Below are 25377 nucleotides of genomic sequence, written 5' to 3'. Positions count from 1 at the left end.
CTACGAAAGGTTGCTGCACTGCACAATGTTTATTTTTGGAACGGCAGCCTTTCCAAGGGCGGGCGCGCTCTTCTGAGGAGCGCACCCGCTAAGTTATTCAGATATCTTATTTTCTTTTAGCAAAACGAGGGAACATACCCGCTTGGACCGGGTTATCAGCGGCAATCTTCCCCATGAAGATACGAACGCGAGGAAACCAATGAAAAAGATTCTACTGACAACGGCTGCCTTCCTGATGGCGGCCACCGTTTCGCTCGCCCAGAGCCAGACACCGACGACAAGCCAGGAAACGCCGGCTGTGGCGACGCCTGATACCAACAACCCGGGCGCGCCTGTCCAAGGCAAGAACAGTTTCACCGAAGACCAGGCCAAGTCGCGGCTTGAGGATGCGGGCTACAGCGCCGTCACCGGTCTCAAGCTTGACGATCAGGGCGTGTGGCGTGCGTCCGCGACCAAGGATGCCAAGCAGGTGCAGGTGGCACTCGATTACCAGGGCAACATCGTCGTCAAGTGACGGCCGCGCCTTTCCTCAACATCGAAGGATAACATTATGAAGACTGTAACAGGACTGTTCGACAACTACGAAGCTGCGAAGTCGGCCGTTGGTGAGCTCGAAGCCGCCGGCATTGCATCGAAGGAAATCAGCATCGTTTCGAATACCGGCGATGGCCGCACCGTCGAGGGGCAGGGCAGTAACGCTGCCGAAGGCGCCGGCACCGGCGCCGGGATCGGCGCTCTCGCAGGCGGTGCCGGCGGTCTGCTCACGGGTCTTGGCATGATCGCCATTCCGGGTGTCGGCCCTGTCGTTGCCGCGGGATGGCTGGTCGCAACGCTGGCCGGAGCAACTGCCGGCGCAGTCGTCGGAGGGGCCGCAGGCGGCGTGGTTGGCGCGCTCGTCAAATCGGGTGTGCCCGAAGAAGACGCCCACGTCTACGCCGAAGGCGTCCGTCGCGGCGGCTCGCTGGTCACAGCCCGCGTCGAGGATGATAAGGCCATGGCGGCCAAGGCGATTCTCGACCGCTCCGAAAGTGTCGACATTGCCGAGCGGCGCGCATCCTATACCAAAAACGGCTGGGAGCGCTTCGACGATACGCTCGACCCCTATACACCGGCCGAAGTGGATGCCGAACGTGGCCGGTATTCGACCGGCCCGCGTATCTGATCTTCTCCGAATAGTTTTGGAAAGCCGGCCTCACCAGGGCCGGCTTTTTCATGGCGGCGGTTCAACTTGTGAAGGCTGCCAATTCGATGGCAGTTTGCTGGCAGCAAAGAGGGCCGCCCAACTGGATTGACCTCGGCGGCGCGAGGAACTTCGGCCTGGATATGGAGTTGATGTTGTCGATTGACAGCACTGATGCTGCGATCGAACGAGGCCTTTCAGATGTCGAACAAACCTAACTTCTTCTCTTCCTTTGCAACTGCCGTCGCCGACCTCTCGGGAAAGCCGTTCACCTTTGTCGCGGCTCTGGCGCTTGTGTTCGTCTGGGCGGTGTCCGGCCCGTTTTTCGGCTATTCTGAAACCTGGCAGCTTGTCATCAATACCACCACGACCATCATCACATTCCTGATGGTGTTTGTGTTGCAGAACAGCCAGAACCGTGACGGAAAGGCTTTGCAGGCCAAGCTTGACGAACTCATCCTGACGAGCCAGGCCGCCAACAAATTTGTCGGTATCGAAAAGCTGGAGGAGGGCGAACTCAGGGAAATGAGCAAGACCCTTGCCGAAAAGGCAGAATGCGTCGAGGAAAAAGCGGATGAGAAATCTGCCGCAGAGGCAGCGTCCGCCTAATTCGCGCTCTCTGAGATTTGGCCGTGATGTTGCTGGCGCATTCCCTCGATTGCGTCGGCGTCGTTCTTCTCAGCCGCAATCCAGTGGTTTCCTGCCTTGCTTGAGCGGATCAACTCATCGAGCTTGGCATGGAGTGCCATCATGTCCCGATTCTGGGAGTGCTGCACCAGCAGCAAAATGAAAAATATAGTGAGTGTCCCGAGCATGTTGGTCAGCAGAAACCACTGCCGTGGGAAGGAAATGCTGAGACCCACTGCCGCCCATAGAGCTATCAACGCGATCAGCATGACCGGGACCACACGATGCCCTGCCCATGAGACGGCCAAGTCAGAGATCTGTCGAAAGCGCCAGTGCATACGGCTCTCCACAGCGCGTAAAAGGAAGATAGAGCAGATCGGGACAGCTTCCATCGCCCGGGCTGATAAATAGACGCTGCAAACGACATAAAACCCGCGTTTCCACGGGTTTTATGTTACGAACATGACGACGAGACGGTCAATTCAATTTGACCGATGGCTCCCGACCCCAGACCCGCAGTTTGCCAAGCGCCTTGATAAAGGCGCTGACATCCTTCGCCGCTCCGAGTGCAATCACGCCCTCATCCAGAGAATCGGCAATGCCGGCTTTTTGCATCAGCGGCAGCGCTGTCTCCACATAGCCGATGAACTTGCAGTGCACGAAGGCATCCGCCACGAAATCGCGGGCCGTTGCCTCCTTCAGCAGATCGCCGGTTCCCTCGGCCGAGGGGAGGAGGGCGACGGCGTCGTAAAGCACCGAAGGTCCGCCGTCGATCATCTGATGCGCCTCGATCCAATTGCCGTCCGAGAGCGTCACGCCGCCGATCTTCGGCGCGATCACTTCGAATGTTGCCTTCTGCTCGGTGATCTCGGCAAGCAGCGCCTTGAAGACAGCGCCATCGCTGCCGTCGCTGACAAGAATGCCGAGCTTGCGTCCTTCGAACCGACCCGGGCCGCGCTCGATAATGCTGAGCGCCGGCGACGGCTCGAGATCCTGCCGGGTCGGCATGGCCGCGTCGGCAGGCTTCGGCATCGACTTGAAGCCGAGGGCGTGGCCAACCTTGCTGGCCAAGGTCTCATCGATGTTCATCAGATGCGAGACCATGCGCTCGCGAATGACCGGCGTTTCGACCTTGCTCAGTTCGAAGATCAGCGCCGCGGCAATATGGCGTTGCTCCGGCGGGGTCTGGCTGATGTAGAATTGCCGGGCCTGGCTGTAATGATCGGCAAAGCTTTCCGGCCGCAGCCGAACCTTGGGACCCTGTTCCTCGGCGGGGAAGTGGCGATAGCCCTGCACCGGCGATTCCCGTGGCCCCTGATTCCAGGAGTTCGGCTGGTAATTGACCCGTCCGACAGGATTGCGCATCGCCATATGGCCATCCTGCTGAAAATTGTGGAAGGGACACTTCGGCGCGTTGATCGGCAGATGTGTGAAATTCGGACCACCCAGACGTTTCAGCTGCGTGTCGAGATAGGAGAAGTTCCGTCCCTGCAGAAGCGGATCGTTGCTGAAGTCGATGCCGGGAGGAACATTCTGCGTCATGAAGGCGACCTGTTCGGTCTCCGCAAAAAAGTTCTCCGGCATTCGGTCGAGAACGAGACGGCCGATCGCTTTGACCGGAAGGATCTCCTCCGGAATGATCTTCGTCGGATCGAGGATGTCGAAGTCGAACGTGTCGGCGAAGTCCTGATCGAAGAGCTGCACGCAGAGTTCCCATTCCGGGAAGGCTCCCGACTGGATCGACTGCCAGAGGTCGCGGCGATGGAAATCCGGATCCGCACCATTGATCTTGACTGCTTCGTTCCAGGCGACGGACTGCAGACCGAGTTTCGGTTTCCAATGAAATTTGACGAAGGTCGACTCATCCGCTGCATTGACGAAGCGGAAGGTATGGACGCCGAAACCCTCCATGAAGCGGAAGGATCGTGGAATGGCGCGGTCCGACATCACCCACATGATCATGTGCATGCTTTCGGGCGTCAGCGTGATGAAATCCCAGAAATTGTCATGCGCCGACTGCGCCTGCGGAAATTCCTTGTCGGGCTCCGGCTTTACCGAATGGATGATGTCGGGAAACTTGATTGCATCCTGAATAAAGAAGACCGGGATATTATTGCCGACCAGGTCCCAATTTCCCTGCTGGGTGTAGATCTTCACAGCAAAACCGCGCACGTCGCGCGCCAGATCAAACGAACCCTTGCTGCCGGCGACGGTCGAAAACCGCACGAAAGCCGGTGTTTTTTCGCCGGGCCGCTGGAAAAGATCGGCCCGGGTATAGGCGGCCAGGGATTCGTATGTTTCGAAGTAGCCATGGGCGCCGTAACCGCGGGCATGGACGACCCGTTCGGGGATGCGCTCGTGGTCGAAATGAAAGATCTTCTCGCGGAAGTGGAAGTCATCGATGAGGGTAGGGCCGCGGGCGCCGACGCGAAGCGTATTCTGATCGTCGGACACGGGGCCGCCTTGAGCGGTGGTCAGCACAGGCTTGCCGTCTTCGGCAAACTGATGAAGCTCGCCGCCTGCGCCGCGGTGCAGCTTCTGATCATGGATCGTTGCATTGTCCGAGGGCGAGGTTTTGGACGTGTTCTTGGCCATCTATATTCTCCGGAAAGGGTGACCTAACCGAAGCTCCACAACGGCCACATGTTCCGCTTGATGCGAAATAAACCGCCACTGAGGAGAGAAGCCGCTTCACTGCGGCCGATAACCAGCCACACGAGGCAGGGATAGCCCCAGATAAAAATGGGACGCGGAGCCTTTCGACCTCGCGTCCCCGTTTCGTCCGTCCCTAGGTTCGGGAGGTAACGATAAGATCTTCCTCTTCGTCGCGTTGCGATCCGCCGAAAGCTGCGGCGGCCGCGGCGATGAAAGCCCCGATCAGAAGTGACAACGAGCCGAGCAAGGCCGTTGTGGAGGCCGCCTTGCGTGCCTCATCGGCGGCTTTCTGGGCAGCGACCTTGGCGTCTTCGATGCGCTTCAGGACGGCGTCGACGCGGGTGCGTGCATCGGCTTCGGAAAGGCTGGTGCGCGCAGCGACGATCGTGGCAAGATAGGCCTTGTCGTCATCCGGGATCTGGCCGGCGGCGGCACCGTTGAGGAGAATACGGGAGACCTCAGCCGTTGCCGCAGTATCATCGGATGTCGCGCCTGCTCGGGCCTGTTCAGGACGCAGCAATGCGTCGGTAAAATAGGCGGTGGAGAGATCGACAGGCGATGAAGTCGACGATGCTGCCGTACCGGCGGCAGTGGCGGCCGAACTTACGGCTTGTGCGCCCGCACCGGCAAGCGAAGTCAGCGACGAGGCGAGAAATCCGGCGACGAAGATCGTCGCCAGCGCCCAGCTTATGAAGCCATGCGCCGTGTCACGGAAGAACACCTCGTCAGTGTGGACGGCCGCCCACTTGGTTCGCAGCCGCCCGGTGATATAGCCGCCGAGCCCGGAGGAGAGCCATTGCACGACAACGAGCCAGATCGCTGCCGTGACCCCCACGGTGCCGAGCGAACTGCTTTGCCCCGACCAGGGCGACACCATCGTCAACCCGACCCCGGATCCAAGCAGCAACAGAATGAGGGTCACTCCGATGGCCGCAGCGGCGCCGCCGAAGATAGGCCCCCATGCCATGGCGGATTTGGAGGATTCGACCGGAGTAGCAATCTCTCCGGCACCTGTCATTGAAACCGACATGATCTGTTCCTATCGCATAAACAGAGCAAGAAGGATGATGATCGGCAGTGGAACACCAAGCAGCCAAAGCAAAATACCGCGACCCATGAAAGACCTCCTGTCAGAACCTGACGTTACGTGGTTGATGCCACTCAACTTTGAACCACGGTCTTTGTTCCCGGCCGGCTTGGTCATCGACGATGCTGATAGGAAGCGACAAGAATCTTCCGCATTCGGAACTAACGCAAGCCGGGCAGCGCCCCTATATCTTCAGGCGAAAGGTGATCTGGAAGGGAGAGCAGCGGCTTTCATCGCTCGGTCACGGCCTAAACGGGAGAAGCATCGATGAACAGATTTCGGGCATTTGTCGCAGCCGGCGCAATCAGTCTTGCCGTCATGGCCTCGGCCTGCTCGACGCCGCCGAATTCATATGGCACGGCATCAGGATATCAGCCGGGCGATTCAATGAACCGGGCCTGTGCGGACGGCTTCCGTCCCGGTGACGGCCGTTCGTGTAGCTATTAGAGATAGCCGCCTCTTTGTCGCTTGCGAGAGAGGTGCTGCGTAAGCGGTCATTCCGTTTAGTGACAGCCGCAACGGCAGCGCCGATCGCAGCGTCATCGAACAGTATCGGGCCGAATGCGCCGCCTATTCCGATTCCTATCGCCATGGCGATCGGAGAGCTCGACCGATTTGACGCCGACTGGATTGCGGACGATGAACGGCACGAGAGCTTGTGGCAGATCCAGAGGCTGGCCGCGCCGGATTGTCCTTCGACGGCCCATCCATCCCATTACCGTTTTTTCCGGAGATCACCTGGCAAAGCGTCAATGAGTTGATGCACTTTTCCGGTAGCGAACGCGATGTCCTCGCGCGGCAGATGGACTGTTATCTCAATCTCTTCCCACCTGCCGCCATGGTCTTTTGCGAACCTGACGGCGGCTTCCAAAGATGTGAATTGCACGGCCGGTGCATTGGCGGTCCAGAACTGCACGCTGCAGTCCGCCGCACTGTAATCTAAAAATGCTTTTTCGGGATCTAACGCCATGGAGTTTGCTTTACACCGCCGGCGGTTGGTTGGCCAGCGAATGCCTACCCGTCGTAAAAAGCGCGTTGTCCGCCGAGGGGGAAGAAAACGCCTGATTTCGGATTCATCAACGAAACAGGCGTTTGCTTGAAAAAATGGCTCCCCGGGCCGGATTCGAACCGGCGACCTGTCGATTAACAGTCGAATGCTCTACCGCTGAGCTACCAGGGATCACTGCTTGGCGCGGTGTGAGTGGGCTAATACAAACGCTTTCCCGATTTGCCAAGCGGTTTTTTCAAAAAAATGAAATGAACTTGTATTTGGGTTGCCTGGGCCCATCTCTGGGGAATGACAAAAGGGAATGATCGCAGAGAGACGAGGGGCGGCGAAAAGCGCGAGGCGCGGGCAAGGCGCTTCGGCATCGATCATGCCAGCGGCAGGCTTGTGCTCGGCTCCTTCAGCATCGGCTTGCCGCGCTCGCGCATCGCGCGGATGGGGCTCGGCGTAGCTCTCATCTTGTGCGGGTTCCTGGGCTTCCTGCCCATCCTCGGCTTCTGGATGCTGCCGCTTGGCTTCATCGTGCTCTCGCACGATCTGCCGTTTGCGCGCCGGCTTCGGCGTCGGCTGGCGGTCTGGTGGCACAGGCGGGGGAAACCGGCTGGCTGACGGCCGCCCCCGTGAAGGGTTCCGTGGAACGGTGGAGCGCTTTTCGCATTTGTGGTTTATGAAGTGTAAGTGCGCCACAATGCCCAGGTGACGAAATGAAGCTATTTTTTGTGGTTGTCCTGTCCGCGGCGAGCATGCTCTCCGGCGCTCCCGCCGAGGCCCAGAGTGTCGACAGCGGCGGTTTCGACGCCCGCGGCATCTGCCGCCGGCCCGAAGGCTGCGTGGTCGATCATGGCCAGGGCGGCTATAGCGGACCTCGCAACTATCGCAACTTCAACGGTCGCAACGAGCGCAATGGGGACAATGACCGCGACCGGATCAATCGTCGTTATCGTTCTCAGAACAGAAGCGACAATTTCGCCCCCACAGCCAACCGCCTTGCCGCCGGCCCTGTGATGGAACTGGGCGTGCCGCCTATGCAAATTCGGGTCTAGTTGGATCTGAGTTCGCTTTCCTCGAAAACTCCGCCATGGTCCGGGTCGAGGCTGGTCGCCATCAACAGGCTGCAGGCGGCAAGGAGGAGGACGAGCTTCATGGTGTAAGACGCCACGGAAACCGGTTGCCGACGGCCCTGTGATACGCGAGACGGCGCTATGTAATATCTATAATAGAAGTGCGGATCATCCGTTTCCAGCAGGTTCTGATAGACGTGCGGCGGGATGTTCGTGTGTTTCATTGGCGCAGAACCGGGAAACTTGACATGGAGATCCCTGGTTTCGCCGTCGTATGTCGCATGCATATGCTTAAATTTGAGGGCAGCCCAATCCATCGCAGCTCCTTACCCTCCCGAGGATAATTGAGGCCCGGACGGCGATCGAAGTCAAGCTGCCAATTTGTTTCAAATGCAATCATTGGCAGAAAATGGGGCATCGCGACGGTCATGGAAATTCCAGCCTGCACCCGTGCCGTTCCGGGATCGAAAAATGCCCTTTTCAGTAGAGGTGGAATGGCGTTTTTCCGAAATGCCCTCTTGCGATTTCCTTACGATCATTCTAAACGCTCGCCACGGCTCAGATAACGAGCGCGTGAGGCCTCGTGGCGGAGTGGTGACGCAGAGGACTGCAAATCCTTGTACCCCGGTTCAATTCCGGGCGAGGCCTCCAACAATCTTTCACCGCATCGATAAGCGATTGCAAAACCTTGGTAATTTCCGAGGTGTGGCAGTTTGGACTTGAACCGTTCCGCCACACCAAAGGCGGGGTGTGGCAGTGTGTTCCCGGTTTATCCGTTCGCCGTCTCGGATTCGGCGGCGACCGCGAGCAGTTTGGTACCGACGCCATCCCAGTTGATTCGTGCGACAGTCTGCCGCGCCAACCGAGCGCGATCGGCATTTCTCGTATAAATTTTTGATGTTTTTCCATCGCGCCAGGCGAACATCGCCTCGAGCATGCTATCGGTCGCCTCGTTGTGGGCGACGTCAGTAGCCAATCCCTTGCGGACGGAATGAGCGGTGAGGTGGCCGATGGCGGCCTGTCGGAACCAATCCGATATCCGATTTCCGAGACCCTTGATCGAGAAGGGCTTGCCGAATTCGGTTACGATGTAGGTGAGCGCCGTCACCTTTGCATTGAGAGCACCGCCTCGAGAATCGGATGGATGGCGATCTCGATGTCATATGGCTTGCAGTTTCGGTTCTTGAAAAGCCTGAGCTTGAATATGTCCTTGCGGCGATGCTGCGGGCCGAGCTGCGAGACATCCGAAACTCGAAAGCCAGTAAACATCAAAATGGCGAGGCATAGGACCGCCTTGGAGCGCATTCCGTGGTGGTCCATGAACCTGCAAGCTCCTCGGGCGTCGCCGTCGCGTGGCCGTCTGTATGGACGGCGAATGGTTCGGCCAGCCGCGCAACATTCGGAACGATCGTCTTGCCGCCCTTCTTCGTGTCGAACACCTGGCGCAGCACCTTTAAGCGCTCGTCGGCTGCGAAGGGAGTGCCGTTCTTGCGATCGCGCAGAACCTCGATGTTGTTGTGGTCGAGGTGGGCAAGGGGCATATCGCCAAACAGTCGGCTATCCGTCGGCGTGACGGGCTCAAGCCACATTGCCTCCATGATTTTCCGCCTCGCTTGCTGCGTCGTCAGATCAAGCGTGGTAAAGACATCGCTTCGCATATATTCCATGCAGAGCCAGCGAAGGTGTTCGGCTTGACGATCGACGATATGGTGCGAGCGCTCCTCGGCTCGCCGTCGGGCGGCATTCCTGGCTTTCCAGTAGGCTTTGGAAAATTCTTCGCTTCCGATGTCGTCAGGAAGGCGGCAGACACGCTTTCCATCGATGCGCAGATAATAGCGCACCGTGCCGTGCCGGCTCTTGTTTCTCTCCACATAAGGCAGATCGATATTGGCCACGTCGTTCATACGGACGCCCTCCAGCTGTCGCCGGCGTCGACGTCCTCTCCCTTGCCTACCGGGACACCCTCTTCCGGCCATTCCGACATCGATGCCTCGATCTCGGAAACCAGCCAGACCTTGCGGGTGTGCCAAACTTTTGGCTTAGGAAGAAAGCCCTCCGCAACCATCACGTCAACTGAATTTGCACTGACGCCGATCGCAAGCGCGACTTCGGCCCGGTTGAGGGCAAGCCGGGGCACTTTTCTGCTGATCGACGTTGGATCGGCACTCATGGCTCTCTTTTCCAATTCTCGAAATCAGAGCGTAAGGATTTCCAGCGCGCAGCGGCTGCCTCGTCGGTATCCAGTTCGTTGAGAGACTGGATGTTGAGGATCGAATGCATGCGGGTTTTGATGCGCTCGAAGTCGGTGGCGTCGCGCAGCTGGTGGCGTTCGATCAGGTACTGGCGGAAGGCCTGGTCGTTCCGGCACTTCATGGCGCAATCAGCGGCATAGCGTTTCGGTTTTGGCTGCCTGTCGAGGAGCTGGCGATAGGCGCGGCCGCAGCGGTCGAGCATGTTGAGCAGGAACTGCTGGCGCTCGCCGGCACGGATCAGGAAGTCTTGGAACGTGAAGGGCGCGTCGGCCGCGATCGCGGCGATCGTGCGCGGGCCGCCGTCGACCGGATCGCGCACGACGCGGGCGAGGTTTGTCCCGTCGGCCTCGATCACCCAGTCGGCGCCGACCGCCTGGCGCGATGAGGTCTACCGGCGGCTCGCCAAATGCGGCGGCGTCGACGTCGGCGCGATTTACCCGCCTGAGGCGGGCGGCAGGCTGTGGCGCTGGCGGATCTGGCTGACGGCGAGCGGGACGAAGGCCGAAGGCACAAGCGGAACCGAAGCCGAGGCGCAGCGGCGCGTCGAGGAGCGTTTCCGGCAATTCCTGACGGCGGCGTCTCTGTCGCCGTCAGGTTCGAACTGACTGAAATACGAGGGGCAGACTATGAGCAACTTAGCGCGCAATGCGGCATGCGAGCGCACCGGGACCATCGTCCGACGACTAGGCCGCCTCCAGCCCGATCACCAGGCGCTTGCCCGTGGCCGCAAGGCGGGCGGTTTTCCCGAGACGCGGCCACCTATGCGCTCACGTCATCCGCCAACCTTGGGAAGATCTTGTCCATATTTCATGATGTCGGTCATGCTCGGCGGGTCGATCGTCTCCGGCCCGTGGCCGGGAGCTCGACGGAACATCGCCTCCAGCAGGGCGCCGCGATCCTGCAGCGTCGCGGCGCCCTGCTTGATCAGGAAGAGGTAGGTGTTGAGCATCGTGATCCGCTGAGAAGCGTCGTCCATCAGAAGCAGCGAGCGATTGTTATAGCGAACGATCAGTTTAATAGCCCAGACGACGAAGCCAATCGGCACTCCGATCAACAGCAGCCGACCGAAGGCGATCAGCGTGGCGGCGACGCCCTCCTGCGGAACGCTCTGAACGTTGATGACATTTCGTTCGATCTCGGAGAGAAAAGAGAGGACTTCTTCGCGGTAGAGGTAGGCCGCCACGGGAGCGCCGGTCAGGACGGTGAGGAGCAGGAAGAGCGAACTATAGTATCCGATGCCCGCCCTGACGGCACGACGCCCCCAGAGGCGTCGCGTCTCCCGCAGGCCGAGCTGCTCGCGCATCTCGAATTCTGCCAACTCGATACGCTCTTTTACGCTGGCGAAACTATGTTGCGTCAACAGCGCCTCCTGGCGGATCACCTGCTGCTCGGTCTGGAGCCGGCTGACATCCTCCCTGACCACCGCAAGATCCGACGATGCTTTTCCAGCGTCTTGCTGGACCAGTATCATGCGTCGCTCGATCCTTTGCAAATCGGCGGATCTTTTCCCGCTCGTCTCCTCTTCCACGACGGAATCGATCTCGTGTTCCTGCCACCGGATGTAGCTTTGAAACTCGGCAGCTATCGCCGGCTCCCCGTAGTCGATTTGGCGATCATATGGTTGCAAGTGGAATGGAAGGACGAAGCGAAGTTCGGCCAGCAGCTGTCCAGCCAACTGGCAAAAAAAGCGGACGGCGCCCTTTCCCTCTTGTGCGGACGCGCCGACGGCGAGCGCTTCGTCGAATGCTTCAAGGTCGTCTGCCAGTTCCCTCATATTATTGACGGCCTCTGCGATCATGGGCTCGATCGCATTGGACGCGGCTTCGAGCCGGGAGCTAATATCGATCAACACACCAACGACGCGGTTGGTGTCGCCGATATGCTCGCGCGCAAGCTGGATCTCCTTATTGACGATGAACAGCCATCGGTTGAGCTGGAAGCGCCACGCCAGTTCTCTGGCTTCAGGCGTGACGAGCGTTCTCTTCTCCCCACCTTTGAACGGAGACTGAAGGAACTGATAAGTGGCTTGATCCATGACCGGCTCCGCGAGGTTTTGGGGGATTTATGCAGTAAAATCCGGTCGGCACAAGGTGCAGTTGCAGGTGGTGTCGCATGAGCCATGACGCCACCAATTGGGCCAGCAAGCAGCGCGGCATCAGCTGCGCTGAGGCGAGGGTGCTATGGCACCTCTCTGACTGCCATAATCCCGTCTTCGGCTGCTATCCCAAGCAGGAGTATCTGGCCGACGCCTGCGATATCGACGAGCGCTCGGTGCGCCGCTGCCTGGCCTCATTAGGCGAGAAAGGCCTCGTCAACTGGGTCGAGCAACGCGAGGGAAAGAACCGTAAGGCAAACCGCTACAGCATCGCTTTTGAGCCCGGCTTCCGCCGCTTCTAAGGTAGTGATTCGGCCGAAAATGAACCGGACAATTTGTCCGCCTCAAGCGAGGCCTCAACCGGACAGGAAGTCGCCCTTGAACCGGACTCAGATGGCGCTTTGAACCGGACTCCTGAGTCCTCAATAGAACCTGTAAGAGAGAGAGAGAGAGAGAGAGAGAGAGGTTTCGGAAGATGATCCGAAAGCGCTGCGGAAGCGGTTCCAGGCTCTCATCATCGGCCGCCATGACAATCCATGGCCGGATGTGCTTTCCTCGGCTCCAGAATGGGCTTTCCAGCAGTTCGTCAAGCTGTCGCCGGAAGAGCGGCTGCGGGCTGAGGACCGGCGCGATGCCTATCTCGCCGCGTGCCCGAGGCTGCAATCGGGCAAGCCGAAGGCGGCAGCGCTCGGGGTCTATCTTCGCGACAGGATGTTCGACCTCGTCGAGGCGATCGCCCCGCAAGCCGTCAGCCGACACGCTGAGAAGCGGCGGCAGGAGGAGAGCATTCCCGTTGCGCCCTTCGGCCCGATCTGGGCTGGCAAGCGGGCGCTAGCGCTGCTGGACGGCCCGGTAGCGATCGACCTGCCCGACAATCTGCTCGAACTCGCGGTGGAAAGTTACAATCGCCTGCGCCGATCAAGCGAGACCGTGGCCAGGACCTGGGCCAATAATCGCGGCATTACCGTGGATGGCAACGAGCTGGTGTTTCCCGACGATTACCCGGCGCAGGAGCGGCGGCGCCGAGAGGTCGCCAGAGGCTATCCCGAGGCGCACGGGCTCGACCGGCTCGCCAAGGAACGCGGCAAGAGCGTGGCCGATCCTCGCTTCTCCATCCTCAGCGAGCTTTGCGAGGCGGTTCCGGTCGGCTCGAAAACCTACGAGCTGTGGCGCTCTTATCACCAGCAGCGGTTCATCTTGCTGATGTCGCAATGCGGAGCTTCCAGCTTATCCTAAAAACACCGCCTGAAGGCCTGATGCGCCAGATGGCAGCGCTACGAAAGTGCTACGTCTGCCTAGCTATCTTTGGCAGGGGTGTGAACTGGAGGAGTGGAATAGGGGCTCAGCGAGCGCGAAATCCGCGCACAATCCATAGGACGAGGAATCCAAGCGCGAAAAGGATCGCGGGCGGAACGAGGGCCAACCACGCGGCGCCCTTCAGTGCCTCGGTCCGCTTCTTGGTGATGACTAGATTGCGGACCTTCGACGCCAGCTCATAGACCTCTTTGGCCTGCTGAGTCTTCACCGCCTCAGGCTCGCTCTTGCCAACAAACAGAACAGTGTCCGGCACACCCACGTCAATCTGCTCGCTCACCCCACGGGTTATGCCTTCTTCAAGGGTGCGGTAAGCATCGGAGTACCGCTCCACCATGACCGGATCTTTGACAAAGTTGATGGTGCCGATTGCTGAGAGGACGCGATTGGCTGCGTCCTCGCCGGATGAACCGGTCATCGAGTAGACGAACCCGTCAGGCGTGTTAATCGCGTAGTTCGACCAGGCTGCGCTAGCGCGGCTCTTTTCCTGCTCGGCCAGCTGGCGAGCGGGCGATATGTCCTTGCGGAAATAGTAGCCGGTTCCCGTGATGTGGAGTTTGACGACATCGTCGTACATCAGCAGGCCAACGAAAATCACCCATAAGCCGCTCGCAACGACCCACAGCCTTACCAAACCACGCGTGATATTCATGAAGTCGCCCCAACCAGAGGCCGCACTATACATCGGGTTGTGCGAACGTCCAGATTGGCGCGCGCAGCGATTGTCCCTCAATATCTAAGGGTGAACTCTTCTGGTCGCGTCCACCTTTCCGCGTCGCCGTCCTCGGCCGCATCGTGGTGCTTCCGGATTCCGGCGAACCTGTTGCTCGCCCGCCGAAATTCATCACCTACGCGACGGGCAGGGGATGGGTCAGCGGACGGACCACTCTCAGGCCATCCCGCTGTGTCTCGCGCATCACTCCGCGCAATCGCCGCTCCCATACGGTCACGCTATCCATAAGGGCACCAAGACCTTAGGCGGAGTTGTTGGCCCGAACGCTGGAACTGCTTAGACTATGACGCCTTGGATTGGCCGGCAAAGCCGAATAAGGCCCAAACCAGTGATCCTCCCGCTATCAAAACTCCAAGCGGTATCCCAAAAGCAATAAGAGCGATCCAGCCGAGCGCCTGCCATGGGCGCGCCGGATAAAGAGGAACTTTGGCCTCGATGTAAGTTTTGGTGACCAACTGCTCATCGTCGAGGTCTTTGTATTCGGGAAACAGAACTCGGAACTTCTTTAGCTCATACCAGCAGCGCTCCCACGGCTCCTTTTCCGTTATCCCGGTCGCGAGCTCGAAATCGACCTTGAGGGAACCCCGTGTCTGGTAGCAAGAAACCGGTATCATCACCTCGTCGTTCGCCGGAATCGCAGCGAGTAGGCTGCTCTTATCAAATTCGCTTTTCATGGAGCTGTAGGTAAAGACGAAAACCGTAGTGACAAACATGACTGATAGAACCAGCCACAACCGGAAAAGCCCGCGTTTGATGTTCATAACGATGCCCCAACCCGCTTGAGATAAGCACAACTGGTGGCTGCTGGTCTAGGCGCCAATAGCGGGCCCATAGGTCATCGCCGCTCCGAATGCCTGCGGTTCTGGTGCTGCATGGGATTGGTGATCTGGCTTGAGATTTCCTCGCCGGTCGGAGCGTGCCTCAAGATGGTTTCAAGCGTGCAGCTTCCGGATACGCTGGCGACGGGGCGCTGGATGATCGCGATCTGCCAAAATAGGCGTGGCAGGGTGTGGCAGCCGCTATTGATTTCGCAAGTGAATTATTTCACGAACGGTGTGGCAGAGAGTTTGGCAATAAATTGAAAAAAAAGAATTGTTCTGTTCCGGGCGAGGCCTCCAACATCTTCCCACATGACAAACCCGTCTGAAATGCGCCCAAACGATGGGCGCTGCATGGGTGCTTCAGGCGCAAATGCTACCAGACCCGCCGGCCAGGCGAAAAATCGAATTGTGACGGATTGATTCCCGTGAGGCGGTAGAGCGCCTTCAGGCCGCCTTTGCGGATTTCCGCCTGATATTGCAGATCGCTCAATTCAGACCGGTCATCGATTTCAGGGCCGGCGCCGAGCAACCGTCGCATGCCCTGCGGCGAGATGCGGGTGAAGCTACGAATGTCGCCGCTGCTGTATTTGATCAGCAACAGCCGGGCCGCGGCGTTGTAGTGAAGGGCTTCTATACCGCGCGATTGGATCAGGAAGGTTTGCATGCGCGCACCCATAGCGGAAGGTGAGGGCACTGCAACAAAATGGTTGACGTAACGTTAATGCGTGTGCGGTCGCAAAGGGTTGGAACTGTTGGCAAAATGCGCGCCACCTGCGGTCGCGCCGCTGTTTCAAGAGGAATGGAGCGCATGTCAAAACTGCGTCCGCCGGCGTGAGGTTGCCCCAGACGCCATGCGGGGGAGATCGCCGAGCGCAGTTCAGCGCGCCCTATCGCCTCCAGGTCGTTTCGCCGTCCAGCAGCCCGCAGCAGAATATGCCGACAAGCGCTGCGAGGATGAAGAAATCGAACAGCGTGAAATATTCGAAAATCGCAGACATGGCCTGCTCCTCCCATTTCCTCCGTTGCAGATCATATCATGAAGGGGCAGAAGCTTCCACGCTGGAGTTGCAGCGTCCACTCCGTCTCCTGTGGCGCGGAAGAGGCGTCTGCCGGATTCTTTTCGCCGGCGGCTGCCAAGCCTTGAAAGCATCCGTGGCGGGGATTAAGAGACGAAGGACAGGAACCGCTTTTCAAAGAGCGAGAGGACATGATGGATTTCGAAGCAGCGCGCGTAAAGATGGTCGATACTCAGGTTCGCACCACGGACGTTACCTCCCATTCCGTGCTGATGGCGCTTCTCACGGTGCCGCGTGAGGCTTTCGTGCCGGAGAAGGCGAAGCTGCTGGCCTATATCGACAACGATGTCGAAATATCAGCCGCCGCACCGGGAAAGCCGGCCCGATTCCTGATGGAGGCGTCGCCGCTCGCCAAGCTGCTGCAGCTCGCCGCGATCACCAAGGATGATTTCGTCCTCGAAGTCGGTTGCGGCACAGGTTACACCTCGGCGCTGCTGTCAATGGTTGCGGGCTCCGTCATCGCGCTCGAATGCGACGAGACGCTGGCCGCGGAGGCGAAGGCCAAGCTTGCCGATTACGCCAAAGTCGAGGTCGTCACCGGCCCGCTCGAAAAAGGTTATGCAGCCGGCGCTCCCTACGATCTGATTTTCGTCAACGGCGCCGTCGAGGAAGTTCCAGCAGCCCTTCTCGGTCAACTGCGCGATGGTGGCCGCCTGATCACGGTCGAGGGTTACGGCAATGCCGCCCGCGCCAAGGTCTTCGTCGCCGAACGCGGCGCGGTTTCGGAAAACGTCTTCTTCAATGCCTCGGTCAAGCCGCTGCCGGGTTTCGCCAAGGCGCGCGAATTCGTTTTCTGACATCGTTCTTGTCGACGAAATTCAACGACGGGCGCCATCGGCGCCCGTTTTTTTATGAGCGCCGCTGGAAAGCCTTCACAAACATAATTTATCCTGACGCCGCCACAAAATCACGGCAGGCTTTGCGGGTGGCAAACATTGGGTAACAAAACTGTGCATGGCCGCATTCATTTGATTCGCGATGATTTTTTTCCCGCCTGGGGTATTCTAAGGTCGTGGTGATTCGGATGAATGCTCCACACCATCCGGTCGTTGTTTTGGAATAACGGGGATAGATATGGCTCAGCCAAGTGTAGCGCGTGAACCGTCCATGGAAGAAATTCTGGCCTCCATCCGCCAGATTATCGAAAGCAATGAGCCCGGCGCTGGCAAGGCGATTTCCCCATCCCTGCCGCCGGTCTACGGCGCCGACGAGGATGAGAACAGCTCCGAAATCCATTTGACGGTCGACGACACCTATGCCGGTGTGGAATTCCCCGAACCGGTCATGCGCTCTTCCGATCCGCGTTTTGTCGCCGCCAATTCGGCCGGCACCCCCGAAGCGGAAGTGCCGGCCCGCGCGCTGTCGCTTGCCGATGTCGCCGCCCGCGTGCGCGCCGCCTCCGAGCGCAGCGCCGTGCAGGCCGGTCAGGCACTGCGCGAAATTCCGAGCGGCTTCCGTCAGCCCGAACCGCAGCCGGCCGCAATACCGGAGCCGCCGCGCGCCGTGGCGCCACAACCCCAACCGCAACCCTCACAGCCCTTTTTCCCGGCTGCCGCAGCGCCTGCTCAGCATGCTCCGATCCAGCAGCCGGCCGAGCCGGTGCTGACGGAAGCGCCTGGGGTGGCCGTCGCCGAGCCGGCGCCTGCCGTCGAAACAGCGCCGCCGGCTATGGAGCCTGCTCAGTCGTCGGTCGAGCGTTTCCTGCCGAGCGTTATGGACGAGGTCCAGCCGGCGCTGCTTTCGGAAGATGCCGGCCTGCAGATCAGCCGTTCCTTCGAGGAGCTCGCCGCCGCGATCGACGGTGCTGAACGCCGTTCACTGGACGAAATCGCCGAGGACATGCTGCGCCCGATGCTGCGCGAATGGCTTGATGACAATTTGCCGACACTGGTCGAGCGGTTGGTGCGCGAAGAAATTGAGCGCGTGGCACGCGGCCCGCGCCGCTGATCGGATTGCTTTTTCCTGAAATGCCGCTCCGGTCTCCGGGGCGGCTTTTTTATTGACTTGCCCGTGGCCATCCTATTTACAACCTCCATCCTCGAACCTCGAAATTGGTCAGAAAATGCTCGACAAGACCTATGATTCCGCTGCCGTCGAACCAAAAATCGCCGCGAAATGGGATGAGGCGGACGCTTTCCGCGCCGGCGCGAACGCCAAGCCCGGGGCCGAGACCTTCACCATCGTGATCCCGCCGCCGAATGTCACCGGTTCGCTGCATATGGGCCATGCGCTGAACAATACGCTGCAGGATATCCTGGTCCGTTTCGAGCGCATGCGCGGCAAGGACGTGCTCTGGCAGCCGGGCATGGACCATGCCGGCATCGCCACGCAGATGGTCGTCGAGCGCAAGCTGATGGAACAGCAGCTGCCGGGCCGCCGCGACATGGGCCGCGACGCCTTCATCGACAAGGTCTGGGAATGGAAGGCCGAATCGGGCGGACTGATCTTCAACCAGCTGAAACGTCTGGGTGCATCCTGCGACTGGTCGCGCGAACGTTTCACCATGGACGAGGGCCTGTCGAAGGCCGTTCTCGAGGTTTTCGTCACGCTCTACAAGGAAGGGCTGATCTACAAGGACAAGCGTCTGGTCAACTGGGATCCGAAGCTCCTGACGGCGATCTCCGACCTTGAAGTCGAACAGCACGAGATCAAGGGCAATCTCTGGCATCTTCGTTATCCGCTGGAGCCGGGCGTTACCTACCAGTACCCGATCGCTTTCGACGAGGAAGGCAAGCCGACCGAATGGGAAACGCGCGACTATATGGTCGTTGCGACCACGCGACCGGAGACGATGCTGGGTGATACCGGTGTTGCCGTCAATCCGGAGGACGAGCGTTACAAGTCGATCATCGGCAAGCACGTCATCTTGCCGATCGTCGGCCGCCGCATTCCGGTCGTTGCTGACGGCTACGCCGATCCGACCGCCGGTACCGGTGCCGTCAAGATCACGCCTGCGCATGACTTCAACGACTTCGACGTCGGCAAACGGGCTGGCCTGCGCGCGATCAACATCCTGAATATCGACGGCACGATCACCATCAAGGACAATGAGGATTTTCTCGAAGGCCTCGACAATCCGGCGGCGCTGCATGGCGCCTGGGATCGCCTGGAAGGGCAGGACCGTTTCTATGCGCGCAAGGTCATCGTCGAGATTTTCGAAGAGGCCGGCCTTCTCGACAAGATCGAGCCGCACAAGCACATGGTCCCGCATGGCGACCGCGGCGGCGTGCCGATCGAGCCGCGGCTGACCGAACAATGGTATGTCGATGCCAAGACGCTCGCCGAGCCGGCGATCGCCTCGGTCCGCGAAGGCCGCACCAGGATGGTGCCGAAGAGCTGGGACAAGACCTATTACGAATGGATGGAAAACATCCAGCCCTGGTGCGTCTCCCGTCAGCTCTGGTGGGGTCACCAGATTCCCGCTTGGTATGGCCCGGACGGCCAGGTCTTCGTCGAAAAGACCGAGGAAGAGGCGCTGCAGGCGGCGATCCAGCATTACCTCTCGCATGAGGGGCCGATGAAGGCCTATGTCGAGGACCTGCTCGAAAACTTCAAGCCGGGCGAGATCCTGACGCGGGACGAGGACGTGCTCGACACATGGTTCTCCTCCGCGCTCTGGCCCTTCTCGACGCTCGGCTGGCCGGACGAGACGCCGGAGCTGGCACGTTATTACCCGACCAACGTTCTCGTCACCGGTTTCGACATCATCTTCTTCTGGGTCGCCCGCATGATGATGATGGGCCTGCACTTCATGAAGGACGAGGACGGGCAGCCCGTCGAGCCCTTCCAGACCGTCTATGTCCACGCGCTGGTGCGCGACAAGAACGGGCAGAAGATGTCGAAGTCGAAGGGCAACGTCATCGATCCCCTGGAACTGATCGACGAATACGGCGCCGACGCGCTGCGCTTCACCTTGGCGATCATGGCCGCGCAGGGCCGCGACGTGAAACTCGATCCGGCCCGCATCGCCGGCTACCGTAATTTCGGCACCAAGCTCTGGAACGCCACGCGTTTTGCCGAGATGAACGGGGCGAAGAGCGATCCGCATTTCGTGCCGGAGGCGGCCGAGCTCACCATCAACCGCTGGATCCTGACGGAACTTGCCCGTACGGAACGTGACGTTACGGAAGCACTCGAAGCCTTCCGCTTCAACGATGCCGCCGGTGCGCTCTATCGCTTCGTCTGGAACGAGGTCTGCGACTGGTATCTCGAACTCTTGAAGCCGGTCTTCAACGGCGAGGACGAGGGCGCCAAGGCTGAAGCCCAGGCCTGCAGCGCCTATATTCTCGAAGAGATCTACAAGCTGCTGCATCCCTTCATGCCCTTCATGACCGAAGAGCTTTGGGCCCATACCGCAGGCGATGGCAAAGAGCGCGACACACTGGTCTGCCACGCCGAATGGCCTGCGCCCTCCTATGCCGACGACGGCGCCGCCGACGAGATCAACTGGCTGATCGACCTCGTCTCCGGCATCCGCTCGGTGCGCGCTGAAATGAACGTGCCGCCGTCGGCGACAGCCCCGCTCGTCGTCGTCAAGGCCAACAGCCTGACGCGTGAAAGGCTGTTCCGCCACGACGCGGCCATCAAGCGGCTTGCGCGCGTCGAGGCGATATCGCTGGCGGAGGACGCGCCGAAGGGTGCCGCACAGATCGTTGTCGCCGAGGCCACCATCTGCCTGCCGCTCGGCAAGCTGATCGACCTTTCCGCCGAAAAGGCTCGGCTCGAAAAGGCGATTGCCAAGATGGAAGGCGAGATCTCCCGGATCGACGGCAAGCTCTCCAACGAGAAGTTCGTCGCCAATGCCAATCCCGAAGTGGTCGAGGCCGAACGCGAGCGCCTTGAGGAACTGAAGGGTCAGATCGGCAGCCTGACGACCGCTCTTTCCAGGGTGAGCGAAGCCGGGTAAATTTCCCCGACCCATTTTGGTAAGTTATTTCAAAGACGCGCCCTCTGCGGGGTGCGTCTTTTTTACTGCTGCCTCATGCGATTCGGTCCCGAACCAGCAGATTTTAGGCGTCTCAGCCTGTGGATTGTTGTCGTACAAGGGGCCTACCGGCGAAAAGTGCCACTGTTGTCGGATTGATACAGCTTCTGCAATGTTTGGAATGAAAACCCAAAAGTACCGCTGAAATGCCGCCAAGTTCGAAAAAAATTTTATTAACCAGATTTTTTGACGTGTCCGTCAATTTCTTTACGTAAATTAGCCACTGCAATGGCCGGGAGCGCCGCTGAGGGGCGCGTTGCCATATCACGCGAACACTTACTAGAGTGGGGTCACATCAATTGCTGGAGTGGGGGAGACACAATGGCATCTCGTAGGTTTTCCAAGGGCATAACATCGCTCGTTCTTTTTTCGTCGCTTGCATCGCCATCCTTTGCCGGCGGTCTGGAGCGCGGCGGATACAATATCGACCTTCTCTTCGACAATTCGCGGTTTGCCGTGCAGTCCGGTGCGACCTATGTCATGCCGCAGCGTAAGCTGAAGAACGTCAAGGACACCGATCCCACCGATGGCCTCGGCACCAACGGCATCGGCGGCGGTTCGACCACGGCGGATGATACCGAGGATTACTGGGTCCCCTATCTCGGCGTGAAGGTTGGTCTCGGCGACTCGATCGACTGCATGGGCGATTTTTCGACACCCTTCGGCGCACACACCAATCCCGGCGCTGACTGGCTTGGCGTCAACGACAATATCGAAACCAAGATCAGCACCCGCAATTACGGCGCCACCTGCTCCTATCGTTTCGATATGGGTCCCGGCCAGCTTCGCCTGATCGGCGGGGGATTCTATCAGACGGTCGAAGGTTTCAAGACGCGCCTCGTGGCGCCGATCACCACAATGCCGGCCGCGCTGATCTATGACGGCACCGGTCGTCTGGATCTTGCCGACCAGGCTATGGGATGGCGGGCGGGCATCGCCTACGAAATCGAGGAATATGCCTTCCGCGCCAGCCTGGTCTACAACAGCAAGGTCAAGTATGACGATCTCACCGGCACGGTCGACCTGACCGAGGTGCCGAAGGCCGCCAATCCCAAAAATCCCTACCTCGGTGTCGTGACGCCGGTCTATGGGGAGGCCGAGGCGCCGGATTCCGTTGAGCTCAAGCTTCAGAGCGGCATTGCGCCCGACTGGCTCGCCTTCGGGTCGGTCAAGTGGACGAACTGGAGCGTGCTGCAGTCGATCGCCTTCTGCCCGAAGGCCACCAAGGGCGTCGTCGCCTGCTCCGCCAGCAGCCAGCTCACCTCGCTCGATCTCTTCTACCGCGACGGCTGGACGGTCAGCGGCGGCGTCGGCCACAAGTTCAACGACCAATGGTCCGGCGCCCTCAGCCTGACCTGGGATCGCGGCACGAGCCAGGGCTACGGCGCCCAGACCGACACATGGACGCTCGGCGCAGGTGTCGCCTATACGCCGGTCGAGAATGTCGAGTGGCGTCTAGCCGGCGCGCTCGGCATCATGACGGGCGGGGATTCCGGTACCTACGTCTATAATGGCCGGACCTATGGCAACGACGTCTCCTATTCCTTCGGCGACGATCTGGTCGCGGCTCTTTCCACCAGCGTAAAGGTCAAGTTCTGATCCTGCGATCCAAGTAAAAGTGTTAAAGCCCGGCAGTTTGCCGGGCTTTTCTTTGGGCGGTCGGCAAGACAAATCGACGTTCCAATTTGTGACGATTCAGCAACACTTTTTTACGACGATTGGCGTAAGGTGGCGGCGGGGCGAATTTGTCCATTTCCCGCCACAAAGAGGGCGCAGCGCTATTTGCAGGCGAGGAGATGGCAGGCTTACGGTGCGTGTAAATAGTAGCATGGGTGGATTTTTTTCCGGTAACACCAGATCGTACGGCGCGATTGGCGACAGTCGTTTGATTGCAGTCGTTTCGCTTTCCGAACAAGGCTGTTCCGGCCGCCAATCCAGCCTTGCGATGACGTCGCCGATCCATCCATTGTCGTCGTTTTCGACCCGTTCGGATGAGCAGCCTAGCTTTGCCGGAGACGTCGATACCGCTTTCGTCACATTTGCTGTTTACGAATGCGATGAGGCGGGAAGGCGGATGCCGCACCTGCCGAAAGAATGCCACGGAGATTGCAGTCGGGGCCATGCCGGGAGCCGGGTGGTTCTGAATGATGGGCTGAGAATAGCGCCTTTGAGAAAAGGCCATTGGGCTGGATGCGACGCGGGTAAGGGAGCCATTGAGCTCGCCGCGGGATCGCTCGCCTCGAAGGAATACATCCGCGGGATGCAGGGCGCGAGCGCCGTTGCCGCCTGCCTGAGATGAACGAAAGAAATCGGTTGAAATGGTGACGTCCGAGTTCAAACTGTTCAAATTCATGCTGATGGGCATGTCGATAGCCGTCGCGCTGGCGCTGTCCGGTCCGTGCCGCGCATTCGATATCAAAGGCGGCGTCAGCAAGGAATCCGGACCCTTCGACCTCTTCAAGTTCGGCTTCAAGGCCTACAAGAACGGCCAGAAGGAAGAGGCGGTGGAAGCCTATAGATACGCCGCCGAAAAGGGGCACACCGGCTCGCGCTGGGCGCTTGCCAACATGTATGCCGATGGCGACGGCGTCACCCAGGATGATTTCGAAGCCTTCAAGATCTATAGCGAGATCGCCCAGCAGGGCGTCGAGCCCGGTTCGGAAGATACCGGCTTCTTCGTCAACGCGCTGCTCTCGCTCGCCAACTATTACAAGCACGGCATTGCCGGCAGCCCGGTCAGGATCGACCTCAGCCAGGCACGCCAACTTTATTTCCAGGTGGCCTCCACCTTTGGCGTCCCCGAAGCGCAGTTCCAGCTGGCGCAGATGATGCTCGCCGGCGAGGGCGGCAATGCCAGCCCGCAGCAGGCGAAGAAATGGTTGAACCAGGCCCGCAAGAGCGGCCATCCCGGCGCCATGGCGGTCTTCGGCAATATCCTGTTCGACGAAGGCCAGACGGCCCGTGGTCTGGCGCTGATGACGGCGGCACTCGACCGCTGCAAGCCCAAGGACTGTGGCTGGATGGAAGCGTTGCAGGAGCAGGCCTTCTCTGTTGCGAACGAGGCCGACCGCCGCACGGCGGTATCCCTCTCGCACAGCATCGCGACCGGTTCCGACGACTAGAGGAGTGCCGTGCATCCTTTCGGACCCACGGCACGGTAAGGCGGAAAAGCCTCAGCCTGCAAAATCGAAATAGGCGATAACAGGCACGTGGTCGGACGGCTTTTCCCAAGCCCGCACATGTTTCTCGATCGCGGCCGACGTCATCCGGTCGGCGGCTTCCGGCGACAGCATCAGATGGTCGATGCGGATGCCGTTGTTCTTCGGCCAGGCGCCGGCCTGATAATCCCAGAAGGAATAGAACTGCGTCGCATCCGTCGTCGCGCGCACCGCATCCGTCAGCCCGAGATTTTCGAGCCGGCGGAACGCCGCCCGCGTCTGCGGCAGAAACAGCGCATCGTTTTCCCAGACCTTGGGATCGAAGCAGTCGTGCGGTTCCGGGATGACATTGTAATCGCCGGCAAGGACCAGCATCTCCTCATAGGCCAGCCGTTCGGCGGCGAACGCCCGCAGGCGCTCCATCCAGGCGAGCTTGTAGGGATATTTCTCCGTGTCGACGGGATTGCCGTTCGGCAGGTAGAGGCAGCAGACACGCAGGATGCGCGTGTCGGGGAGCGTGAACACGGCTTCGAGGAAACGCGCCTGTTCGTCCAGCGGGTCGCCGGGTAGGCCGCGGTTCACTTCGAAAGGGGAACTCTTGGAGAGGATCGCCACGCCGTTGAAGCCCTTCTGGCCGTGCGTCTCGACGTGATAGCCGAGCGCCTCGATCTCCAGCCGCGGAAACCCTTCGTCGACGGTTTTGATTTCCTGCAGGCAGACGATATCGGGATCGGAATCCTTGAGCCATTGCGTGAGATTGTCGATGCGCGCCTTAACGCCGTTGATGTTCCAGGTCGCGATCTTCATGGCTCTGTCCCGTTAGCTTCGTGCGCTTCTTTTATCGCGGTATTTCACCAGGGGACAAGACGATAAACCGGCCGGAAATAGTTCTTCGGCCGGTTCGTTGGGGAGAAGGCCGTGCGTTCAGAAGTCAGATCGAGAAGCTGGTGCCACAGCCGCAGCTTGCCACCGCGTTCGGGTTCTTGATCTGGAAGGATTGGCCAAGCAGATTGTCGACGAAGTCGATCTCCGAGCCTGCCATATAGACGAGCGACAGGCTGTCGATCAGCACCTTGGCGTCGTTCTTTTCGACGACGATGTCGTCGTCGCCGGCGTTATCGGCAAGATCGAACTTGTAGGAAAAGCCCGAACAGCCGCCGCCTTCGACGGAAACGCGCAACGCGCTCTTGCCGGCTTCGGCGCCGACGATCGCAGCGATACGCTTTGCCGCGGCATCTGAAAGGGTTACACTCGTATCCGTCATGTTTCCTCCTGCCGGGGTCAAGATCCGGAGAGAATGGGTTTTGGCACTGAAATGTTCAAATGCC

General features: G+C 59.7%; 31 protein-coding genes and 2 tRNA genes. 17 read left to right on the top strand and 16 right to left on the bottom strand.

The genetic code is table 11. The features are described from left to right. Positions 1–199: 199 nt before the first annotated feature. From FHT75_RS17045 to FHT75_RS17030, 3 genes are all read left to right on the top strand, one after another. Positions 200–514: a PepSY domain-containing protein gene (locus tag FHT75_RS17045; protein ID WP_063475436.1), complete on the top strand. Its 315-nt coding sequence runs from the start codon at positions 200–202 to the stop codon at positions 512–514. A gap of 36 nt (positions 515–550) precedes the next feature. Further along, positions 551–1162, top strand: coding sequence for a general stress protein (locus tag FHT75_RS17040; protein ID WP_063475437.1), 612 nt, complete (start codon positions 551–553; stop codon positions 1160–1162). Between the two features lie 219 nt (positions 1163–1381). Beyond that, positions 1382–1789, top strand: coding sequence for a low affinity iron permease family protein (locus FHT75_RS17030; protein ID WP_047615366.1), 408 nt, complete (start codon positions 1382–1384; stop codon positions 1787–1789). Here FHT75_RS17030 and FHT75_RS17025 read toward each other — a convergent pair. The 3 genes from FHT75_RS17025 to FHT75_RS17015 all read right to left on the bottom strand — a co-directional run bounded on the left by FHT75_RS17025 (position 1786) and on the right by FHT75_RS17015 (position 5492). Then, on the bottom strand, positions 1786–2145 hold the full coding sequence (locus FHT75_RS17025; RefSeq protein ID WP_063475439.1) for a low affinity iron permease family protein: 360 nt from the start codon (positions 2143–2145) through the stop codon (positions 1786–1788). The two genes, FHT75_RS17030 and FHT75_RS17025, sit on opposite strands and share 4 nt — an antisense overlap. 139 nt (positions 2146–2284) lie before the next feature. Next, complete coding sequence (locus FHT75_RS17020) at positions 2285–4402, bottom strand: catalase (protein ID WP_063475440.1); 2118 nt, start codon at positions 4400–4402, stop codon at positions 2285–2287. Between the two features lie 193 nt (positions 4403–4595). Then, on the bottom strand, positions 4596–5492 hold the full coding sequence (locus tag FHT75_RS17015; protein ID WP_047614757.1) for a membrane protein: 897 nt from the start codon (positions 5490–5492) through the stop codon (positions 4596–4598). Positions 5493–5816: 324 nt separating this feature from the next. Between FHT75_RS17015 and FHT75_RS35875 the strand changes: the two genes are divergently transcribed. Beyond that, entirely contained in the window at positions 5817–5996 is a 180-nt protein-coding gene (locus tag FHT75_RS35875) for a hypothetical protein (protein ID WP_080759894.1), read from the top strand. Positions 5997–6264: 268 nt separating this feature from the next. On the opposite strand, the gene FHT75_RS17010 is transcribed toward FHT75_RS35875, so the two are convergent. Both FHT75_RS17010 and FHT75_RS17005 read right to left on the bottom strand, forming a co-directional pair. Further along, positions 6265–6519, bottom strand: a complete 255-nt coding sequence (locus FHT75_RS17010) for a hypothetical protein (RefSeq protein WP_017991185.1) — start codon at positions 6517–6519, stop codon at positions 6265–6267. Between the two features lie 135 nt (positions 6520–6654). After that, positions 6655–6729 (bottom strand) — tRNA-Asn (locus FHT75_RS17005). A 117-nt stretch (positions 6730–6846) separates the two neighbouring features. Here FHT75_RS17005 and FHT75_RS17000 point away from each other — a divergent pair. Together FHT75_RS17000 and FHT75_RS16995 are read left to right on the top strand one after the other, a co-directional pair. Continuing rightward, positions 6847–7164 carry a hypothetical protein gene (locus tag FHT75_RS17000; RefSeq protein ID WP_047614760.1) on the top strand — a complete coding sequence of 106 codons (318 nt, stop codon included), beginning with the start codon at positions 6847–6849 and terminating at the stop codon, positions 7162–7164. A 95-nt stretch (positions 7165–7259) separates the two neighbouring features. Beyond that, positions 7260–7598, top strand: a complete 339-nt coding sequence (locus tag FHT75_RS16995) for a hypothetical protein (RefSeq protein WP_063475441.1) — start codon at positions 7260–7262, stop codon at positions 7596–7598. On the opposite strand, the gene FHT75_RS16990 is transcribed toward FHT75_RS16995, so the two are convergent. Continuing rightward, positions 7595–7933, bottom strand: coding sequence for a KTSC domain-containing protein (locus FHT75_RS16990; protein WP_063475442.1), 339 nt, complete (start codon positions 7931–7933; stop codon positions 7595–7597). The genes FHT75_RS16995 and FHT75_RS16990 overlap by 4 nt on opposite strands. Positions 7934–8193: 260 nt before the next feature. On the opposite strand from FHT75_RS16990, the gene FHT75_RS16985 reads away from it, so the two are divergent. After that, a tRNA-Cys gene (locus FHT75_RS16985) sits at positions 8194–8267 on the top strand. Between the two features lie 118 nt (positions 8268–8385). Here FHT75_RS16985 and FHT75_RS16980 read toward each other — a convergent pair. Then, entirely contained in the window at positions 8386–8724 is a 339-nt protein-coding gene (locus FHT75_RS16980; protein ID WP_082849732.1) for a tyrosine-type recombinase/integrase, read from the bottom strand. A gap of 32 nt (positions 8725–8756) precedes the next feature. Between FHT75_RS16980 and FHT75_RS16975 the strand changes: the two genes are divergently transcribed. Continuing rightward, positions 8757–8903 carry a hypothetical protein gene (locus FHT75_RS16975; RefSeq protein ID WP_176707381.1) on the top strand — a complete coding sequence of 49 codons (147 nt, stop codon included), beginning with the start codon at positions 8757–8759 and terminating at the stop codon, positions 8901–8903. Here the strand turns inward: FHT75_RS16975 and FHT75_RS16970 are convergent. Genes FHT75_RS16970 through FHT75_RS16960 form a run of 3 tightly spaced genes read right to left on the bottom strand, consistent with a single transcriptional unit; the run spans position 8885 to position 10187 of the window. Next, entirely contained in the window at positions 8885–9520 is a 636-nt protein-coding gene (locus tag FHT75_RS16970; protein ID WP_063475443.1) for a hypothetical protein, read from the bottom strand. The genes FHT75_RS16975 and FHT75_RS16970 overlap by 19 nt on opposite strands. After that, positions 9517–9786 carry a hypothetical protein gene (locus FHT75_RS16965; RefSeq protein ID WP_063475444.1) on the bottom strand — a complete coding sequence of 90 codons (270 nt, stop codon included), beginning with the start codon at positions 9784–9786 and terminating at the stop codon, positions 9517–9519. The genes FHT75_RS16970 and FHT75_RS16965 overlap by 4 nt, the downstream gene beginning before the upstream one ends. Then, complete coding sequence (locus FHT75_RS16960; protein WP_125853747.1) at positions 9783–10187, bottom strand: hypothetical protein; 405 nt, start codon at positions 10185–10187, stop codon at positions 9783–9785. The genes FHT75_RS16965 and FHT75_RS16960 overlap by 4 nt, the downstream gene beginning before the upstream one ends. Between FHT75_RS16960 and FHT75_RS16955 the strand changes: the two genes are divergently transcribed. After that, a complete protein-coding gene (locus FHT75_RS16955) occupies positions 10156–10473 on the top strand; it encodes a hypothetical protein (protein WP_125853749.1) in 318 nt (105 codons plus the stop codon). The genes FHT75_RS16960 and FHT75_RS16955 overlap by 32 nt on opposite strands. Positions 10474–10640: 167 nt before the next feature. On the opposite strand, the gene FHT75_RS16950 is transcribed toward FHT75_RS16955, so the two are convergent. Continuing rightward, positions 10641–11903, bottom strand: coding sequence for a hypothetical protein (locus tag FHT75_RS16950; RefSeq protein ID WP_063475447.1), 1263 nt, complete (start codon positions 11901–11903; stop codon positions 10641–10643). Between the two features lie 77 nt (positions 11904–11980). Between FHT75_RS16950 and FHT75_RS16945 the strand changes: the two genes are divergently transcribed. Next, entirely contained in the window at positions 11981–12265 is a 285-nt protein-coding gene (locus FHT75_RS16945; RefSeq protein WP_063475448.1) for a helix-turn-helix domain-containing protein, read from the top strand. Between the two features lie 244 nt (positions 12266–12509). Next, the gene (locus FHT75_RS16940; protein ID WP_183845036.1) at positions 12510–13199 is read left to right on the top strand and encodes a hypothetical protein; all 690 of its coding nucleotides are present in this window, start codon (positions 12510–12512) and stop codon (positions 13197–13199) included. Between the two features lie 106 nt (positions 13200–13305). Here the strand turns inward: FHT75_RS16940 and FHT75_RS16935 are convergent, their stop codons facing one another. The 3 genes from FHT75_RS16935 to FHT75_RS16925 form a co-directional block, all read right to left on the bottom strand. Beyond that, the gene (locus FHT75_RS16935) at positions 13306–13929 is read right to left on the bottom strand and encodes a hypothetical protein (RefSeq protein WP_063475450.1); all 624 of its coding nucleotides are present in this window, start codon (positions 13927–13929) and stop codon (positions 13306–13308) included. Between the two features lie 362 nt (positions 13930–14291). After that, a complete protein-coding gene (locus FHT75_RS16930) occupies positions 14292–14771 on the bottom strand; it encodes a hypothetical protein (protein ID WP_063475451.1) in 480 nt (159 codons plus the stop codon). A 433-nt stretch (positions 14772–15204) separates the two neighbouring features. Then, positions 15205–15507, bottom strand: coding sequence for a hypothetical protein (locus FHT75_RS16925; protein WP_063475452.1), 303 nt, complete (start codon positions 15505–15507; stop codon positions 15205–15207). 531 nt (positions 15508–16038) lie between these two features. On the opposite strand from FHT75_RS16925, the gene FHT75_RS16920 reads away from it, so the two are divergent. From FHT75_RS16920 to exoR, 6 genes are all read left to right on the top strand, one after another. Further along, entirely contained in the window at positions 16039–16704 is a 666-nt protein-coding gene (locus FHT75_RS16920; RefSeq protein ID WP_174824495.1) for a protein-L-isoaspartate O-methyltransferase family protein, read from the top strand. A gap of 277 nt (positions 16705–16981) precedes the next feature. Then, positions 16982–17854: a DUF2497 domain-containing protein gene (locus FHT75_RS16915; RefSeq protein ID WP_063475453.1), complete on the top strand. Its 873-nt coding sequence runs from the start codon at positions 16982–16984 to the stop codon at positions 17852–17854. 115 nt (positions 17855–17969) lie between these two features. Continuing rightward, positions 17970–20813 carry a valine--tRNA ligase gene (locus tag FHT75_RS16910; protein ID WP_047614767.1) on the top strand — a complete coding sequence of 948 codons (2844 nt, stop codon included), beginning with the start codon at positions 17970–17972 and terminating at the stop codon, positions 20811–20813. Positions 20814–21212: 399 nt separating this feature from the next. After that, positions 21213–22490 (top strand): OmpP1/FadL family transporter, encoded by a 1278-nt coding sequence (locus FHT75_RS16905; RefSeq protein WP_047614769.1) that lies wholly within the window; start codon positions 21213–21215, stop codon positions 22488–22490. Positions 22491–22719: 229 nt separating this feature from the next. Further along, a complete protein-coding gene (locus FHT75_RS35660; RefSeq protein ID WP_245294588.1) occupies positions 22720–23190 on the top strand; it encodes a hypothetical protein in 471 nt (156 codons plus the stop codon). A gap of 19 nt (positions 23191–23209) precedes the next feature. Then, positions 23210–24013, top strand: a complete 804-nt coding sequence (gene exoR / locus FHT75_RS16895) for an exopolysaccharide production regulator ExoR (RefSeq protein ID WP_047614771.1) — start codon at positions 23210–23212, stop codon at positions 24011–24013. 51 nt (positions 24014–24064) lie between these two features. On the opposite strand, the gene xth is transcribed toward exoR, so the two are convergent. Beyond that, positions 24065–24856, bottom strand: a complete 792-nt coding sequence (xth, locus tag FHT75_RS16890) for an exodeoxyribonuclease III (RefSeq protein ID WP_047614772.1) — start codon at positions 24854–24856, stop codon at positions 24065–24067. 124 nt (positions 24857–24980) lie between these two features. Further along, positions 24981–25313, bottom strand: a complete 333-nt coding sequence (gene erpA / locus FHT75_RS16885; protein ID WP_063475454.1) for an iron-sulfur cluster insertion protein ErpA — start codon at positions 25311–25313, stop codon at positions 24981–24983. Positions 25314–25377: the final 64 nt, after the last annotated feature.

Origin of the sequence: Rhizobium sp. BK112, assembly GCF_014193215.1 — a bacterium.
Lineage (GTDB): Bacteria > Pseudomonadota > Alphaproteobacteria > Rhizobiales > Rhizobiaceae > Rhizobium > Rhizobium anhuiense.
Note: the sequence above shows the minus strand (reverse complement) of the source record. Positions and strands in the feature narration are given on the sequence as shown.